At 74.5% G+C, this 17,280-nt stretch carries 13 protein-coding genes and 1 pseudogene; 8 read left to right on the plus strand and 6 right to left on the minus strand.

What is annotated here, in order from left to right:
• Positions 1-126: 126 nt before the first annotated feature.
• From OG994_RS14260 to OG994_RS14275, 4 genes are all read left to right on the plus strand, one after another.
• A complete protein-coding gene (locus tag OG994_RS14260) occupies positions 127-2,871 on the plus strand; it encodes an ATP-binding protein (RefSeq protein WP_328853515.1) in 2,745 nt (914 codons plus the stop codon).
• Between the two features lie 166 nt (positions 2,872-3,037).
• Positions 3,038-3,529 carry an SRPBCC domain-containing protein gene (locus OG994_RS14265; protein WP_328853516.1) on the plus strand — a complete coding sequence of 164 codons (492 nt, stop codon included), beginning with the start codon at positions 3,038-3,040 and terminating at the stop codon, positions 3,527-3,529.
• Between the two features lie 195 nt (positions 3,530-3,724).
• Positions 3,725-4,369, plus strand: a complete 645-nt coding sequence (locus OG994_RS14270) for a hypothetical protein (protein WP_120328815.1) — start codon at positions 3,725-3,727, stop codon at positions 4,367-4,369.
• 207 nt (positions 4,370-4,576) lie between these two features.
• Positions 4,577-5,545: a hypothetical protein gene (locus OG994_RS14275; RefSeq protein ID WP_328853517.1), complete on the plus strand. Its 969-nt coding sequence runs from the start codon at positions 4,577-4,579 to the stop codon at positions 5,543-5,545.
• Between the two features lie 140 nt (positions 5,546-5,685).
• On the opposite strand, the gene OG994_RS14280 is transcribed toward OG994_RS14275, so the two are convergent.
• The 4 genes and pseudogenes from OG994_RS14280 to OG994_RS14295 form a co-directional block, all read right to left on the minus strand.
• A complete protein-coding gene (locus tag OG994_RS14280; RefSeq protein ID WP_328853518.1) occupies positions 5,686-6,633 on the minus strand; it encodes an ABC transporter substrate-binding protein in 948 nt (315 codons plus the stop codon).
• Between the two features lie 170 nt (positions 6,634-6,803).
• A pseudogene (locus OG994_RS14285) lies at positions 6,804-7,679 on the minus strand (ABC transporter ATP-binding protein); the annotation flags it as partial.
• Between the two features lie 46 nt (positions 7,680-7,725).
• Complete coding sequence (locus tag OG994_RS14290; protein WP_328853519.1) at positions 7,726-8,808, minus strand: FecCD family ABC transporter permease; 1,083 nt, start codon at positions 8,806-8,808, stop codon at positions 7,726-7,728.
• Positions 8,805-9,851 (minus strand): FecCD family ABC transporter permease, encoded by a 1,047-nt coding sequence (locus tag OG994_RS14295; RefSeq protein ID WP_328853520.1) that lies wholly within the window; start codon positions 9,849-9,851, stop codon positions 8,805-8,807. The genes OG994_RS14290 and OG994_RS14295 overlap by 4 nt, the downstream gene beginning before the upstream one ends.
• A 148-nt stretch (positions 9,852-9,999) precedes the next feature.
• On the opposite strand from OG994_RS14295, the gene OG994_RS14300 reads away from it, so the two are divergent.
• Together OG994_RS14300 and OG994_RS14305 are read left to right on the plus strand one after the other, a co-directional pair.
• Positions 10,000-10,359, plus strand: a complete 360-nt coding sequence (locus OG994_RS14300; protein ID WP_328853521.1) for a YciI family protein — start codon at positions 10,000-10,002, stop codon at positions 10,357-10,359.
• A gap of 35 nt (positions 10,360-10,394) precedes the next feature.
• Positions 10,395-10,727, plus strand: a complete 333-nt coding sequence (locus OG994_RS14305; RefSeq protein ID WP_328853522.1) for a hypothetical protein — start codon at positions 10,395-10,397, stop codon at positions 10,725-10,727.
• Between the two features lie 184 nt (positions 10,728-10,911).
• Here OG994_RS14305 and OG994_RS14310 read toward each other — a convergent pair whose 3' ends face one another.
• Positions 10,912-11,352, minus strand: a complete 441-nt coding sequence (locus OG994_RS14310; protein WP_120328821.1) for a cytidine deaminase family protein — start codon at positions 11,350-11,352, stop codon at positions 10,912-10,914.
• A gap of 164 nt (positions 11,353-11,516) precedes the next feature.
• Here OG994_RS14310 and hrpA point away from each other — a divergent pair, with 164 nt between their 5' ends.
• Positions 11,517-15,575 (plus strand): ATP-dependent RNA helicase HrpA, encoded by a 4,059-nt coding sequence (gene hrpA, locus OG994_RS14315; protein WP_328853523.1) that lies wholly within the window; start codon positions 11,517-11,519, stop codon positions 15,573-15,575.
• A 4-nt stretch (positions 15,576-15,579) separates the two neighbouring features.
• Here the strand turns inward: hrpA and OG994_RS14320 are convergent, their stop codons facing one another.
• On the minus strand, positions 15,580-16,515 hold the full coding sequence (locus OG994_RS14320) for a LysR family transcriptional regulator (protein ID WP_120328823.1): 936 nt from the start codon (positions 16,513-16,515) through the stop codon (positions 15,580-15,582).
• A 71-nt stretch (positions 16,516-16,586) separates the two neighbouring features.
• Here OG994_RS14320 and OG994_RS14325 point away from each other — a divergent pair, with 71 nt between their 5' ends.
• Positions 16,587-17,279: a succinate dehydrogenase cytochrome b subunit gene (locus tag OG994_RS14325; RefSeq protein ID WP_275670837.1), complete on the plus strand. Its 693-nt coding sequence runs from the start codon at positions 16,587-16,589 to the stop codon at positions 17,277-17,279.
• Position 17,280: the final 1 nt, after the last annotated feature.

The raw sequence follows: 17,280 nt of genomic DNA on the forward strand, positions 1-17,280 counted from the left end.
GACCGCTGTCGGGATCGACCGGCCGCCCGGGCGGAGAGCACGACCGGTCGGCCCGACGCCGTACGCTGCGAACGTGGGAAACCGAGCAGTGCGCCCCACCGGTCCAATGTGGCACCCCGCGAGCCGATGAGCGGACCGAGGGAGGCGCAGGTCTCCGCCCGGGAGGCGGAGGTGCTCGCCCTGCTGGGTGAGCATCGCACCAACGCGGAGATCGCCGCGCGGCTCTTCATCTCCGTCCGCACCGTGGAGAGCCACGTCTCGTCGCTTCTGCGTAAGCACGACGTGCCCGACCGGCGGGCGCTGTCCGCCCTCGCGACCTCGGCCCGCGGGGCGCCGCCGGCCTCCCCGCCCCGCGTCACCGGACTGCCGCCGACCGCGAGCAGCTTCGTCGGCCGAGGACCGGAGCGCGAGCAGTTGGCGGCCGTGGTCACCGAAGCTCGGCTGGTGACCCTCGTCGGGCCCGGCGGGGTGGGTAAGACCAGGCTCGCCACCGCGCTGGCGGCCGAGCTCGCGCCACGGTTCCGCGACGGTGGCGCCTTCGTCGACCTGGTGCCCGTCCGGAGTGGATACGTCGTTCCCGCGGTGGCCGCCGCGCTCGGGGTCACCCCGGCCCCGAGCCAGCCGCTGCTCGGCGCGGTGAAGGCGGACCTCGGTGCTCGGCGGCTCCTGCTCGTGATCGACAACTGCGAGCACCTGCTGGACGCGGCGGCGGCGTTCGTGGCGGAGATCCTGTCCGCGTGTCCCGGCGTGACCGTGCTGGCCACCAGCCGGGAACAGCTGGGAGCAGCCGAAGAGCGGGTGGTACGGATCGGACCGCTGTCCGACTCGGAAGGGCTCACCCTCTTCGACGACCGGGCCCGGGCCGCGGGAGCGGACGTGCCGGACGACCCGGCGCTCGTCGGCGAACTGTGCCGCCGGCTCGACAACGTGCCGCTGGCCATCGAACTCGCCGCCGCGCGCAGCGTGTCGCTGGGCGCGGCCGGCCTTCTCACCGCGCTCGCCGACCCGCTCCGGACGTTGGCGGGGGCGCGTCGGGCCGACGCCCGGCACCGATCGCTGCGGGCGGTCCTGAGCTGGAGCTACGACCTGCTGCAGCCTGCCGAGCAGGCGCTGTTCCGGCGCCTCTCGGTGTTCGCCGGGGCCTTCGACCTGGCTGCGGCGGCTCGGGTGTCCGGGTCGGGCGACCTGGCGGAGAGCGCCGACCTGCTCGGCCGGCTCGTCGACAAGAGCCTGGTGACCCGGGAGCGGGACGCGTGTCGCTGGCCGCTGCTCGGCACCGTCCGCGCCTTCGCACGGGAGCGGCTCGACGCCGACCCGGCGCGTGGGGACGTCGGAGACCGCTACCTGGAGTGGGCCACCTCGGTGGCGACCGACCTCGCCGGGCGGTTGGACGGCCCCTGGCGCGACGACTACGACCTGGTCGCCGACGACCTGCGCGCCGCGCTGCTCGGTCACGCTCCCCGCCGCCACCCGGCGTCGCACCGGTTGGCGCGGGCCCTCGGCCGCCTGACGTACGCCCGCCGCTTCCTGGCCGAGGCGCTCGACTACTACCGGCGGGCGGCCGTGCTGGCGGGAGACCCGGCGGAGGCGGCCCGGGACCTGCGCAGCGCGGCGGACTGCGCGTTGATCGGCACCGAACCCGGGACACGGGTGCTGAACCTGCTGCTCGCGGCCGCCGGCCAGGCCGCTGTGGCGGGCGACGGCAACGCCGAGGCGCTCGCCCTTGCCCGGGTGGTCGAGCTGGTGTACCGCTTCGACGGGCGGATCGCCACCGACCTCTCCCGCGAGCGGCTCACCGGGCTGCTGGAGCGGGCCCGCGCCGCGGGGGACGCCGCCGACCCCGTCGTCGCGGCGGCGGTCGCCATCGCCGCGGCGTGGCACGCCGGCGCGCGCCCGTACGACCCGGACCCGGCCCTGGCCGAGGACGCCGAACGGCTCGCCCGCCGCAGTGGCGATCCGGTGCTGGCGAGCGCGGGCCTGGACGTGTTGGGCACGGCCGCGACCCAGGCCGGCCGGGCGGCACAGGCACGCCGGATCGGCGAGCAACGGTTGGCGCTGCTGGACTCGCTGGACCGCTCCGAACCGAGGACGGCACCGGAGATCGGCGACATCTTCCACGTCGCGGCCACGGTCGCGCTGCGGGCCGGGGATCTGCCCGGCGCGCTGTCGGTGGCTCGCCGGATGGACCGGGACGACCTGCTCGGCGACCGTTCCTACCGGTCCATCGGCAGCGTGGTACCGGCCCTGGTCCTCAACGGTGAGCTGGACGAGGCGCTGGCACGGGCGGAGACGGTGTGGGACGGCTGGCAACGCAGTGGCCGGCCGGGCAGCGGAGACGTGGCCTGCGCCACCGCGTTCGCCCTGCTCGGCAGTGGACTGCGCGGTGACCGGACGGGCCTGCGGTGCTGGCGACAGCGGCTGAGCCGGTGCACCTCCGGCACGGGCGTGGACGTCTCCGCGCTGGCGTCCGCGGTGTTCGCGGCGGGCCGGGTCGCCCTGCACCTGTCGGACTTCACCGAGGCGGCCCGGATGGTCGAGCAGAGCTTCGCCGACTTCCCCCGCTTCCGCTACGACACGTACGCCCGCGCCGTCGGTGCGGAACTCGCGGTCGCAGCCGGTCTACCGGACGCGGCCGCGTGGCTCGCGGCGGCTGAGCGGTTGACGGCCGACAACGCCTGGGCCGCCGCCTGCCTGGCCCGGGCCAGGGGCCGGTTGACCGGTGACGTCGACGCGATCGCCGCCACGCTCACCCGGTGGCAGCGCCTCGGCGCCCGCGCCGAGTACGCCTGCACGTTGGCGCTGCTGCCCGGCCGCGAGGCCGAGGCGCGGACGGAGCTGACGGCTCTGGGCATGGTCACGCCGCACCGCTGACCCACGTCACGCTCTCACCGGCCGGGCCGCACGGCGCGATCCGTGGCCCGATCCGTGCCGGATCCGTGGTCGGCACGGATGTCCACCGTGGCCGGTGCGGCGGAGGCTGACCAGGACGCCGGCGCCAGCCGGGTTCCGGCCAACCGATCCGCGAGGAGCAGCGACGATGAGCACCCTGCAACAGACCGAGGTACAGACGTACCGCGTCTACCTGAAGGCGACCCCGGAGCAGATCTGGACGGCGCCGACCCGGTCCGACTGGACCCAGCGCTACGGCTACGGCGGGCGCATCGACATCGACACCCGCCAGGGCGGGGTGTTCCGCCAGTACGCCAGCGAGGCGATGGTCGGCCCGGGCGTCAGCATGGTGGTGGTCGAGGGCGAGGTGATCGAGGCCGAGCCGAACACCCGGCTGGCGCTGACCTGGCGGATGATCGGCGATCCCGGCATGGCCGCCGAGCCGCCCAGCCGGTTGACGTACGAGATCGGCCAGGACGAGCGGGGGCTCACCACCCTCACGGTCACCCACGACGTCGCCGACGCCCCGCAGACGGCCGCCCTGGTCGGCGGTGCGCTGCCCGGCACCGGCGGCGGCTGGTCCTTCGTCCTCAGCGACCTGAAGTCGCTGTTGGAGACCGGCACGGGCGTGGCGGGCTGACGTGTGTCGGCGGGAGCCGGGGCGTCCGAACCGGCTCCCAGCCGACCCGGCCCGGGCGGCGGTCGCGGGTGGGTGCCGAACCGGCACGCCGACCGCCTGTTCGGGGCCTCGATCGGGCCAACTTTCCCTGGGCGATGTCATACCCGCCGATTAGAATGTATGTACTAATCGCGCTCTTGACCTGGGAGGACGACCGTGACCGCGCCCGCCTCCGCCCCCCTCACGCCCTACGCCACCCTCCTCGGCTTCACCCGCTACGTCGACCGCACCGGCCCCACGAAGGCGACCTTCGTGGGCGGCCTCCGCAAGCAGCGGGCCAGCCGTTCCGGCTTCAACCCGCACGGCCAGTTCGTGAAGGCGCTCAAGGCCGACATCGCCTTCCACACCGGCGGCACCCACCTCGACCAGGTGGCCGAGCAGGTCAAGCCCCGCTGGCGCCCGCTCTACCAGGCGCTGGTGCCCGGCGCGACGGCCTGGCTGCGCTCCCTCGGCGAGCCGACCTCGGTCGACCTGGCCCAGACCCGCGACGCCCTCGCGATGCTCGGCGACCTGCCCGTCAAGATCAACCCCCACTTCGGCGTACGCTACGCCGACGGGCGCGCCGAGGCGGTCCGACTGCACTTCGACGAGACCCCGCCGAGCGAGGAGGCGGTGCTCGCCACCCTGCACCTCATGGCCCGCCACATGGACGCGGTGCTCCCGCACGCCGAGCCGGTCCTCGTGGACGTCCGGCGCGGCCAGGCGCACCGGATGCCCGAGGGCGTCAAGGCCGACCAGGTCGAACGCTGGCTCGCCGGCGAGGCGGCCGCCTTCCGCGCCCTCTGGAGCACCGCCGCCTGACGAACACCGAGCCGGCCCGACCGGGCCGCCGGGCGCCGCCGGGAGCCGCCCGCCGGCGGGCGCCGGCACCCTGCAAGATCACGCTCGATGCGGAAAGTAGTGGCCTCCCGCAGCTCGGGAGGCCACTACTTTCGTGTTGCAGCGCGATCTTGAGGGGTTGTCCACAGGGGCAGCGGGGCGGCCCGGTCATCCGCCAGCCTGTACGGCATGCCGAAGTCCCCTCGCCGTCCACCCCAGCTGCGCGGCCGGATCTTCCGCGGCTCCGCCGCCGTATCCCGGGGGCTGCTGAGCCGCAACGATCTGCGCAGCTCGGCCTGGCGGCCGCTCTTTCGCGACGTCTACGCCGACACGCAGGTCACCGTCACGCACCGGACGAGGTGCCTCGCGGTCGGGCGTTGGCTGACCCCACCCGGCACGGCGATCGCCGGCCGGTCCGCGGCGGCCCTCCACGGGGTGGGGACCGTACCGCCGGATCAGCCGATCGACGTGCTCGTGCCGATCGACACGGTCACCGGCCCCGGATCGCCCCAACACCCGTCGGGGCGGCCCGACAGCACCCGTCCAGGCTCCCGCAGGGGCCCGATGGCGGGGCTGCGCGTGCACCACGGTGTGCTCGACCCGGAGGACGTCGTCGACCGCGCCGGGCTCCTCGTCACCTCACCGGCCCGTACGTGCTGGGACGTCGCCCGCTGGCTCGACCCCGTGGAGGCGGTGGTCGTCGTCGACGGCCTGCTCGCCCGTCGACTCACCGACGTCACGGCACTGCGGGAGTACGCCCTGGCTCGGGCGGGGCGGCGGGGCTGGCGTGCGCTGCTCCGCGCCGTGGACCTGGCCGACGCCGGGGCGGAGTCGCCGCAGGAGTCGCGCACCCGCGTCCGGCTGGTGCTCGCCGGGCTGCCCCGGCCGGTCACCCAGTTCGTGGTCGAGCGTGACGGCAGGTTCGTGGCACGCCTCGACCTCGCGTGGCCCGAGTTCAAGGTCGCCGTCGAGTACGACGGGCTCTGGCACGACGACCCGGAGCAGTTCCACCGGGACCGCCGGCGCCTCAACCGGCTCCTCGGCGAGGACTGGATCGTCCTGCACCTGACCGCCCGACGCCTCCGGGACGACTTTCCCGGCTTCGTGGCGGAGGTCCGGGCCGCCCTGCGCGCCCGCGGCCCGCGTGGCCGGGCGTGAGGCGCCACGATCGCGCCCCAACACGGAAGTAGTGGCCTCCCGATCGTCGGGAGGCCACTACGTCACGGATCCAGCGCGATCATCGCGCGACCCGAGCGGCCCGCGCGTCGCGGCGGCACGGCCGTCGCGGCGGCACTGGCTTACGCGGACAGGTACTTCTCCAGGTCGTCGAGGATCTTGTTGGCGGCGCCGACGCCGATGCCGGTCATCCAGACCTCGTCGGACACGACGTGCGCCTTGTTCGCCTTCACCGCCGACAGGTTCTTCCAGAGGCTGCCCGCCGTCACCTTGGCCTGCTCGGCGGCGGCCTTCTCGCCGTACGCCGTCACGAAGATGACGTCACCGTCGACCTCGTCGACCCGCTCGGGGCTCACCAGGTCGAAGCGCTTGTCGTCCTTGTTGGCGAGCATCTGGCGCTCGGGGCGGCCCAGCCCGGTGTCCCCGATGACGATCCCGGAGAAGGACTCCGGGCCGTAGACGCGGATGTTGCCGGGCATGAACCGGACGATCGACACCTTGCGGGAGGCGGCGTCGCCGAGCTTGGCGCCGAACTCCTTGGCCCGAGCCTCGTACGCGGCGAGCAGGTCCTTCGCCTCCTGCTCCTTGCCGAGCGCCTTGCCGTCGAGGAGGAAGTTCTCCTTCCAGGTGATCCCGACCTTCTCCGTGAAGACCGTCGGCGCGATGGCGGACAGCTCGTCGTAGAACTTCTCCTGGCGGAACTTGCTGCCCAGGATCAGGTCGGGCTTCAGCGCGTTGATCGCCTCCAGGTCGGGCTCGGTGAGCACCCCGACCTCCTTGATGCCGGCGAGCTTGTCCTCGCCGAAGTACGTCGGCCAGCTCCGGGCCTCGCCGGCCACGGCGGCGCCGACCGGGGTGACACCGAGCGACAGCGCGGTGTCGATCTTGTCCGTGTCCAGCACGACGACGCGCTGGGGGTGGGCGGGCACCTTGGTGGTGCCCATGGCGTGGGTGATCTCCACGGTGTCCCCACCGGTGGTGCCGGCGACCGGGTCGCTCTCACCGCAGGCGGTGAGCCCGACGCCGAGGGCGACGGCCGCGGTGAGGACCGCGACGAGACGACGACGCATCAGATTCCTTCCGAAGGGTACGAGCCGGCGAGCGCGGTGTCGCCCGCGGCCGGAGTGGCGCCGGCGGACCCGGCGGTTGACGTGGTGCCGGAGCCGACGGCGGCGCCGGACGGACCCCCGACCGACGCACCAGCGGCCGGCGTGGCGGCGGACCCACCGCCGACCGACGCGGCGCCGGCGGCACCGGGCCCACCGCCGGAGGCGGCGGACGCGGCAGACCCGCCGGGGGCGGCAGACCCGCCGGACGCGCGGGACGGACCGGCCAGGGTGGGGCTGGTGAGGGCGGGTACCACGAGCGGAGCGCCGGTCACCGGGCAGGGCACGACCACGCAGTCGAGCCCGAACACCTCGCGGACCAGGTCCGCGGTCAGGATCTCGCGCGGCGGCCCGGCGGCCACCACGGCGCCGGCCCGCATCGCGACCAGGTGGTCGGCGTACCGGGCGGCCTGGTTGAGGTCGTGCAGCACGGCGACGACCGTGCGGCCCCGCTCGGCGCGCAGCCGGTGCAGCAGGTCCAGCACCTCCACCTGGTGGGCCAGGTCGAGGAACGTGGTCGGTTCGTCCAGCAGCAGCGCCTCGGTGTCCTGGGCGAGGGTCATGGCGATCCACACCCGCTGCCGCTGGCCGCCGGAGAGGGTGTCCACCGGCCGGTCGGCGAGCCCCGCGACGTCGGCCAGCGTCATGGCGCGCTCCACGGCGGCGCTGTCCTGCTCCGACCACTGCCGCCACCAGCGCTGGTACGGCTGGCGTCCCCGCCCGACCAGGTCGGCCACGGTGACGCCCTCGGGCACCAGCGGGCTCTGCGGAAGCACCGCGAGTCGGCGGGCCACCTCCCGCGTGGGCAGTTCCCGGATGGCCGTGCCGTCCAGCAGCACCGTGCCGCGGCGGGGGGCGAGGAGCCGGGCCAGCGTGCGCAGCAGGGTCGACTTGCCGCACGCGTTCGGCCCGACGATCACGGTGAACGCGTCGGCGGGCAGCTCCAGGTCCAGCCCGTCCAGCACGGTCCGCTCGTCGTAGCCGGCGACCAGGTCGCGGGTGGAGAGCATCATGCCTCCCGAAGGGTGGTCGGCGAACAGGGGCGGGTACGGGTGGTCACGACGACCTCCGGCGGCCCCGCAACAGCAGGTACATGAGGTACGGGCCGCCGATGGCCGCGGTCAGCACACCGGCCGGCAGTTGGGTCGGCGCGAACAGCCGCCGCCCGGCGAGATCGGCCAGCACCAGCAGCAGGGCGCCGAGCAGCGCGGCGCAGACCATCGGCGGCCGTTCGGCCCGGACCAGCCGGCGGGCCACCTGCGGCGCCACGAGCGCCACGAAGTCGACCGCGCCGACCTGGGCAGTGACCATCGCGGCGACGAGCACGCCGGTGCCGGCGAGCCCGATCCGGCGCGCCACCGGGCGCAGGCCGATGCCCCGCGCGGTGTCGTCGTCGAGCGCGCTGCTGTTCAGCGCCCACCCCGCCCAGGCCAGCACCGGCAGGAGCACGAGCAGCGTCCCGGCGATCCAGGCCGTCTCGCCCCAGCCCTTGCCGGCCAGGGTGCCGATCAGCCAGATCTGCGCGCGCAGGCCGTCGATCGGGTCGGCGGTGAGCATCACGATCTCGGTGAGCGCGCGGAACGCGAACGCCACCGCCACGCCGGCCAGCACGAATCGCTGAGCGGCCAGCCCGTGCCGGGCGCCGAGGGCGAGCACGACGGCCGCGGCGAGCAGCCCGCCGGCCAGTGCCGCCGGGCCCACCAGCACGGCGGCCGCGCCACCGGTGAGCGCCACGGTCGCGGCGAGTCCCGCGCCCTGGGTGATGCCGATGACGTCCGGGCTCGCGAGGGGGTTGCGCGCCACGCTCTGGATGAGCGTGCCGGCCACGCCGAACGCCGCGCCGGCCACCGCCGCGAGCACCAGCCGCGGCATCCGCAGGTCGAAGACGACCAGGTCGTACGGGGTGCCGGCGCCGGAGAGCGCGTGCAGCACGTCGGCCGGGGCGACGTACGGGGTGCCGAGGGAGAGGCTGAGCACGCCGGCGACCGCCAGCAGCACGACGAGTACGGCGGCGACCAGCACCGAGCGGCGGCGGACCTGCACGCTCGCTCCGCCGATGCGCAGCAGCGTACGGCCCGGCAGGCGGGCGGCGACGCCCGACGCGGCGGCCGGCCCGGTGACCGTGTCGGGGGCGCTCACGCGGTCACCACCTTCGCGCGGCGCACCAGGACGGCGAGCAGGGGCGCGCCGATCAGCGCGGTGATGATGCCGGCCGGTATCTCGCCGGGCGGATCGACCAGCCGGCCGACGATGTCGGCGCCGAGCAGCAGCGCCGGGCCGAGCAGCGCCGACACGGCGAGCGTCCACCGGTGGTCGGCGCCGACGAGGGCCCGGGCCAGGTGCGGCACCGCGAGTCCGACGAAGGCGATGGGGCCGGCGGCGGCCACGGCCGCCCCGGTGAGCAGCACCGCGGCCGCCCCGCCGCCGAGACGGACCAGCCCGATCCGGTGGCCGAGGCCGCGCGCCACGTCGTCGCCGAGCGCGAGCGCGTCGAGGCCCCGGGCGACCAGGGCGGCCAGCACGAGGCCGCCGAGCACGAACGGCAGCACCTGCACGGCCACCGACACGTCGCGCCCGGTGAGCCCGCCGACCACCCAGAAGCGGTACTCCTCGAAGGTACGGGCGTCGATGCTGAGCAGCGCGTACACCACGGAGGCGAGACTGGCGTCGAGCGCGGCGCCGACCAGCGCGAGCGTGACGGGGCTCGCGCCCTCGCGGGCGCGGGCGGCCACGGCGAAGACCAGCAGCCCGGCGAGGACGGCGCCGCCGATGCCGAACCAGACGTAGCCGGCGAGCGTGCCGACGCCGAAGACGGAGATGGCCAGCACCACGCCGAACGACGCGCCGGCGCTGATGCCGAGGATGCGCGGCTCGGCCAGCGGGTTGCGGGTGAGGGCCTGGAGGAGCACGCCGGCCACGGCGAGCGCCACACCGACGGCGAGCCCCAGAGCGGTACGCGGCAGTCGCAGTTCCCGCACGATCGTGCTCGCCTCGCCGCCGTCGGGGGCGACGATCGCGTGCCACACCTGGTCGACGGGGAGCGACCGGCTGCCGAGGGCGAAGCTCGCCAGCACGGTGAGCAGCAGCACCAGCGCTGCCGCGAGGGTGACCGCGAGCCGGCGGCCACCGCGGGCGCTGGTGCGGGGACCGGCGAGGGCCGGCCGGCTGACGAGGGTGGTCACGAATCTTCCCCGGGTACGCGCTTAGGTTCGCCTTACCTTATCCGACCCGCCGGGGCGGACCTGCGCGGCGGCCGTCCATCGACCCGGCCCTCCTCGTCGCGGTCGCGAACGCCGTACCGGCGGCGACCCGCGACCCTAGGGTGGGGGCATGCGATTCGACCAGCACACGGTCGTCCTCCTGGCCCGGCCGTCGAACGCCCCGGAGCTGCCCCGGGACGCGGCCGACCGGCTGCGGGACGCGCACCTCGCCCACCAGGCGGGGCTGGTCGAGCAGGGTCTGGTCCTCGCCGCGGGGCCGTTCGTGGACACCGACGACGCCCGGCTGCGCGGTCTCGTCGTGCTCTCCGTGCACCGCGACATGGCCCGCGAGCTTTATCACAACGATCCCGCCGTGCGTGCCGGCCAGCTCGAGGTACACGTGGTGAGCTGGATGGTGCCCGAGGGGAACGTCCGCTACGAGGGCGTGCCGGTTCCGCGGTCGATGCTGGAGGCGGCGGCCGGCGACTGACCGGCGGGGTGCGGGGCACCGTTATCGTCCCGGTCATGGGTGGGCACACGAACGGCGGGCGGTACGCCGCGGCCGCGCTGCTGGCCGGGGCGGCGGCGCTGGCGCTGGTGGCGCTCGGCTGGTGGGCGCGCGACTGGGAGTACCGCGCCGACCGGGGCCGCTTCCTCGACCCCGAATGGTGGGCCGGGACCGCCGTGAGCGCCCTCGGTCACCTCGCCCTCGGCACGGTGGGCTTCAAGATCGCGCTCGGGGCGGTCGGCCTCGCGGTCGCCGCGGGCGTCGGCCTGCGACGGCGCCGCTCGTCGCGGCCGGACGACCAGCTACCGGGGGCGCGCCCCGACGGGCCGGTGGGCGGCCCCGAGGACTGACCTGCGCCGCGCCGCGGCGGAGCCGGCCGGCCGGACCGCGCCGGCCGACAGCGCGGCTCGGACAACGGCGTCCCGGACGGCAGGGCCCCCGGACGGCAGTCGCCCCCGGACGACAGCCGCCCCCGGACCACCGCGGCCGAAGGGCAGAAGCCGCCCCGGACGACGGCGGGATCGCCAGCGCAGGTCAGTCGGCGGGCCGGGGCGTGGGCACGGGCCCGGGCGTGGGCTCGATCTGGTGATCCGCCCAGACGTACGTCTCGGGGAGCAGGTCGTCGATCCCGACGACCCGCAACGCGTCCATGGGGCCGACGATCACCCGGATCGAGGGGAAGTACTCCCGCAGCACCTGCCGGCAGCGCCCGCACGGCGGGATCACCCCGCGGCCCCGGTCGCCCACCGCCACGATGGTCTCCAGCTCGCCCGCGCCCTGGGTGGCGGCGGCGCCGATGACCACCAGTTCGGCGCAGGGCCCGCCGGTGAAGTGGTAGACGTTCACGCCGGTGAAGACCCGGCCGTCGGCGGTCCGGGCGGCGGCGGCGACCGTGTGGTTGTCGCCGCGGCAGCGCAGCTTCGCGACGGCCGTCGCGGCCTGCACGAGCGCCCGGTCGGTGTCCCGCATGGTCATCCGCTCTCCCGTGGTCGGCCCGGTCGGCCGCCACTCTAGCCGGGGCCGCCCGCGCGACGTCCCGGGACGTCGGGGCGCCGGGTCGGGGCGCCGCGGTGAGTCGATCGGCCGCGGCGGTAACCCGGGGGCGCTCCGGCCGGCGCCTGCCTATCCTTGGCCACGACATGCAGAATCCAGCCGCACCTGCCGCGCCCGACGCCGTCCGGGAGCTGCACCGCCGCCTCTCCTCCCTGATGTTCCGCGATCAGCGCCGGCTCCAGCGGCGGCTGGACGGCGTCCGCAAGGTGCGCGACCCGGAGCGGCGGGCGGCGGCGCTCACCGAGATCGCCGCCGAGGTCGACCGGGCCGAGCTGCGGCTGGCGCAACGGCGGGCCGCGGTGCCGGAGATCACCTATCCGGCCGGCCTGCCGGTGAGCGAACGCAAGGACGACCTCGCCGCCGCCATCCGCGACCACCAGGTGGTCATCGTGGCCGGGGAGACCGGCTCCGGCAAGACCACCCAGCTGCCGAAGATCTGCCTGGAGCTGGGCCGCGGCGTGCACGGGCTCATCGGGCACACCCAGCCCCGCCGGCTGGCCGCGCGTACGGTGGCCGACCGGATCGCCCAGGAGCTCGGCACCGAGCTGGGCGACGTCGTCGGCTACAAGGTCCGCTTCACCGACCAGGTGAGCGAGCGCAGCCTCGTGAAGCTGATGACCGACGGCATCCTGCTCGCCGAGCTGCAGACCGACCGGATGCTGCGCCAGTACGACACGCTGATCGTCGACGAGGCCCACGAGCGCAGCCTCAACATCGACTTCATCCTCGGCTACCTGAAGCAGCTCCTCCCCCGCCGTCCCGACCTCAAGGTGATCATCACCTCGGCGACCATCGAGACCGACCGGTTCGCCCGGCACTTCGCCGACGCCGAGGGCAACCCCGCGCCGGTGGTCGAGGTGTCCGGCCGGACCTACCCGGTGGAGGTGCGTTACCGGCCGCTGGTCGAGGTCACCGGGTCGGAGGAGGACGACGGGGACGAGGAGAACGTCCGCGACCAGATCCAGGCGATCGGCGACGCCGTCGAGGAGCTGGCCGCCGAGGGCCCCGGCGACATCCTGGTCTTCCTCAGCGGCGAGCGGGAGATCCGCGACACCGCCGAGGCGCTGGGCCGGCTGGTGGAGAAGAAGCCGGCGCTGCGTGGCACCGAGATCCTGCCGCTGTACGCCCGCCTCTCCACCGCCGAACAGCACCGGGTGTTCGCCCCGCACCGCGGGCGGCGGGTCGTGCTGGCGACCAACGTGGCGGAGACGTCGCTGACCGTTCCCGGCATCAAGTACGTGGTGGACGCGGGCACCGCCCGCATCTCCCGCTACAGCAACCGGCTGAAGGTGCAGCGGCTGCCGATCGAGCCGATCTCGCAGGCGTCGGCCAACCAGCGCAAGGGACGCTGTGGCCGCACCTCCGACGGCATCTGCATCCGCCTCTACGACGAGCAGGACTTCCTCTCCCGTCCGGAGTTCACCGACCCGGAGATCCTGCGGACGAACCTCGCGTCGGTGATCCTCCAGATGACCGCGATCGGGCTCGGCGACATCGCGGCGTTCCCGTTCATCGACCCGCCGGACCGGCGGAACATCACCGACGGCGTCAACCTGCTGCACGAGCTGGGCGCCCTCGACCCGACCGAGACCGACCCGGCGAAGCGCCTCACCTCGCTGGGGCGGCGGCTGGCGCAGCTTCCGGTCGACCCCCGGCTGGCCCGGATGGTGGTCGAGGGCGAGCGCAACGGCTGCGCCACCGAGGTCATGGTCATCGCCGCGGCGCTGTCGATCCAGGATCCGCGGGAGCGGCCGGCCGACCGGCAGGCCCAGGCCGACCAGGCGCATGCCCGGTTCACCGACCGCGAGTCGGACTTCGTGGCGCTGCTCAACCTGTGGCGCTACCTGCGCGAGCAGCAACGGGCCCTGTCCTCCAGCGCCTTCCGACGCATGTGCAAGGCCGAGTACCTCAACTACCTGCGGGTGCGCGAGTGGCAGGACATCGTGAGCCAGCTGCGCCAGGTGCTGCGTACGCCCGAACCGGCCGGCGGCGGGCGACCGGGCCGCGCGGAGGGGCGGCGCGGCGCCGACGGTGACGGCCGGCCCGGCGGTGACGGCCGGCGCGGGGTCGGCGCGGACCTGCCGGAGGAGATCGACACCGCGCGGGTGCACCAGTCGCTGCTGGCCGGCCTGCTCTCCCACGTGGGGCTCAAGGACCCGCAGAAGAACGAGTACCTGGGTGCTCGCGGCGCGAAGTTCGCGCTCTTCCCCGGCTCGGCGCTGTTCCGCAAGCCGCCCCGCTGGGTGATGGCCGCCGAGCTGGTGGAGACCTCCCGGCTGTGGGGCCGGATCGCCGGCCGGGTCGAGCCGGAGTGGGTCGAGCCGCTCGCCCAGCACCTCGTCAAGCGCAGCTACAGCGAGCCGCACTGGGAGAAGAAGCAGGCGGCCGTGATGGCGTACGAGAAGGTCACGCTCTACGGCATCCCGCTGGTCACCTCGCGCAAGGTGAACTTCGGGCGCATCGACCCGGCGTTGAGCCGCGAGCTGTTCATCCGGCACGCGCTGGTCGAGGGCGACTGGCAGACCCACCACCAGTTCTGGCGGGACAACCAGCGGCTGCTGGCCGAGATCGAGGAGCTGGAGAACCGCGCCCGCCGCCGGGACATCCTCGTCGACGACCAGACCATCTTCGACTTCTACGACGCCCGCATCCCGGCCGACGTGGTCTCCGGACGCCACTTCGACGCCTGGTGGAAGAAGGCCCGCCGCGACCGACCCGACCTGCTCACCTTCACCCGGGAGCTGCTGGTCAACGCGGGTCGGGGCGGGGTCGACGAGGCCGACTACCCGGACGAGTGGCGGGCCGACGGCGTGGCGCTGCCGCTCACGTACCGGTTCGAGCCGGGCACCCCGACCGACGGTGTCACGGTGGACATCCCGCTGCCGCTGCTCAACCAGGTGCCGGCGGAGAGCTTCGACTGGCAGGTGCCGGGGCTGCGCGAGGAACTGGTGATCGCGCTGATCCGCTCGCTGCCCAAGGCGCTGCGCCGCAACTTCGTGCCGGTGCCCGACTACGCGCGGGCGGCGCTCGCCGCGATGCCGGCCGGCGAGGAGCCGCTGCTGGACGCGCTGACCCGGCAACTGCGCCGGATGACCGGGGTCACCGTGCCGCGCGACGCCTGGGACCTCACGAAGCTCCCGGCGCACCTGCGGGTGACGTTCCGGGTGCTCGGGGAGGACGACCGGCCGGTCGCCGAGGGCAAGGACCTGCCGGCGCTGCAACGGCAGCTCAAGGCGGAGGTACGCCAGGTGGTGGCGGCCGCCGCGCCGGACGTGGCCCGCACCGGGCTGCGCGAGTGGAGCTTCGGCACGCTCCCCCGGACCATCGAGCAGGTCCGCGCGGGGTACGCGGTGACCGCGTACCCGGCGCTGGTCGACGAGGGCGCCACGGTCGGCGTACGGGTCTTCGACTCGGCGGAGGAGGCGGAGGCGGCCCACTGGGCGGGCACGCGGCGGCTGCTGCGGCTCACGGTCCCGTCCCCGGCGACGTTCCTGCAGGGGCGGCTGTCGAACGAGGCGAAGCTGGCGCTGTCGCGCAACCCGCACGGCGGGGTGCAGGCGCTCATCGAGGACGCGACCGGCGCGGCCATCGACAAGCTGATCGCCGACGCGGGCGGCCCGGCCTGGGACGCCGACGGTTTCGCCGCCCTGCGGGAGCGGGTCCGCGCCGACCTGGTCGACACCGTGGTCGAGGTGATGGAGCGGGTACGCCGGGTGCTCGCCGCGGCGTACGCGGTGGAGCAGCGGCTCGGTGCCACGAAGAACCTGGCCGTGGTGGCGGCCCTGGCCGACATCCGCAACCAGCTCACCGGCCTCGTGCACGCCGGGTTCGTCACCGAGGCCGGGTACGCCCGCCTGCCGGACCTGCTGCGCTACCTCACCGCGATCGAGCGGCGCCTGGACCGGCTGCCCGGCAACCCGCAGCGCGACAAGCAGCAGCAGGACCGCATCGCCGTGGTGCAGAAGGAGTACCAGGAGATGCTCGCGGCGCTGCCACCGGCGCGGCGGCGGTCGGCGACGGCCCGGCAGATCCGCTGGATGATCGAGGAGCTGCGGGTGAACGTGTTCGCCCAGGCGCTCGGCACCCCGTACCCCGTGTCGGAGCAGCGCATCTACCGGGCGATGGACGAGGCCGAGGGTCGCTGACCGGTCAGAGTGGTTCGACGCCGGGCGGCAGCTCGCCGTCGGCGGTGGCGTCGCGCACGTACTCCAGGAGGATCCGGCGCAGCTCCCGGCCGGCGTTGGTGGGCACGACGTCCCTGCGCCGGGCGACCGCGATGGTCCGGGTCACGCCGGGCGGGGCCAGCCGGGTGACGCGGACGCGCGGGCGGCGCGCGACCACGATGCCGGGCACCAGCGCGACGCCCAGCCCGGCCTCGACGAAGCTCAGCACGGCGTCCATCTCGCCGCCGTCGACGGCGAACGTCGGCTCGAAGCCCGCGGCGCGGCAGGCCTGGATCGTCGCGTCGCGCAGGTCGTAGCCCTCCCGGAACATCACCATGGGCCGGTCCCGCAGGTCGGTGATGCGCAGTTCCCCGCCGGGGGTGGTGGCCGGTAGCTCCTCCAGCGAGGCGACCACGAGGCTCTCCCGCAGGATCGGGTCGGCGCGCAGCCCGGGGTCGGGCCCCTGCGCCGGCATGATGATCAGCGCCAGGTCCAGGTCGCCCCGGAGCAGGTCGCGCACCAGGTCCTGCGAGCCGCCCTCCTCCACCCGCAGGTCGACGGCGGGATGGGCGTCGCGGAACCGGCGCAGCACCGGCGGGGCGAGGGAGGTGGCGAGGCTCGGGGTGGCGCCCAGGCGGACCCGCCCGCGGCGCAGGCCGACCAGCTCCTGCACCTCGCGGGTGGCCGTGTCGACGTCGGCGAGGATCCGCTTGGCCAACGGCAGCAGCACCTCGCCGGCGGCCGTGAGGGCGATGTTGCCCCTTACCCGTTCGAAGAGCGGGGCGCCGAGGTCGGCCTCCAGAGCGTGAATTTGCTTACTCAGCGAGGGCTGGGTTATGCCGACGATGTCGGCGGCTTGGGTGAAATGTCGTACTTCTGCGACCGCCACGAAGTACCTCAGCTGATGCAGCTGCATCCTCATAGCTTACGGCTATCAAGGCTGCGAGGTCGATGCATTGGACGACTGATCAATCTGCTCCTAGCGTCGGCCCTGTGGTAGTCACGACGAGAACACGGTCGCCCATCCGCTCCAACGTCGGCCTCAAGGCCGTCATGGCGGTGACGGGCATCATCCTGGTGCTGTTCCTCATCGCGCACATGCTCGGCAACCTCAAGGTCTTCACGGGGGCGACCTCGTTCGACCACTACGCGCACTGGTTGCGGGACATCGGCAAGCCGGTGCTGCCGGGCGTCTGGTTCCTCTGGATCCAGCGCGGCGTGCTGACGGTCGCCGTCCTGGCGCACATCGCCGCCGCCACCGTGCTCGCGCGCCGCTCGCGCGCCGCCCGCCCCGTCCGGTACGCGCACCGCCCGAAGGTCCAGGGCAGCTACGCGGCCCGCACGATGCGCTGGGGCGGGGTCATCATCCTGCTCTTCGTGATCTACCACCTCCTGGACCTGACCACCGGTCACCTGAACCCGGTCGGCGACCCCAGCAAGCCGTACAGCAACGTCGTCGCCGACTTCGCGCCGGAGCGCTGGTACGTCACGCTCTTCTACACGCTGGCGATCGTCGCCCTCGGGTTCCACCTGCGGCACGGCGCGTTCAGCGCGTTCCGCAGCCTCGGCCAGCAGACCCCGCGCGGCGAGGCCCGGGCACGGGCCGCCGCGCTGGTCTTCGCCGTCGCGCTCAGCGCCGGCTTCCTGGTGGTCCCGTTCGCCGTACTCACCGGATTGGTGTCCTGAC

This window comes from Micromonospora globbae (assembly GCF_036184225.1).
Classification (GTDB): domain Bacteria; phylum Actinomycetota; class Actinomycetes; order Mycobacteriales; family Micromonosporaceae; genus Micromonospora; species Micromonospora globbae.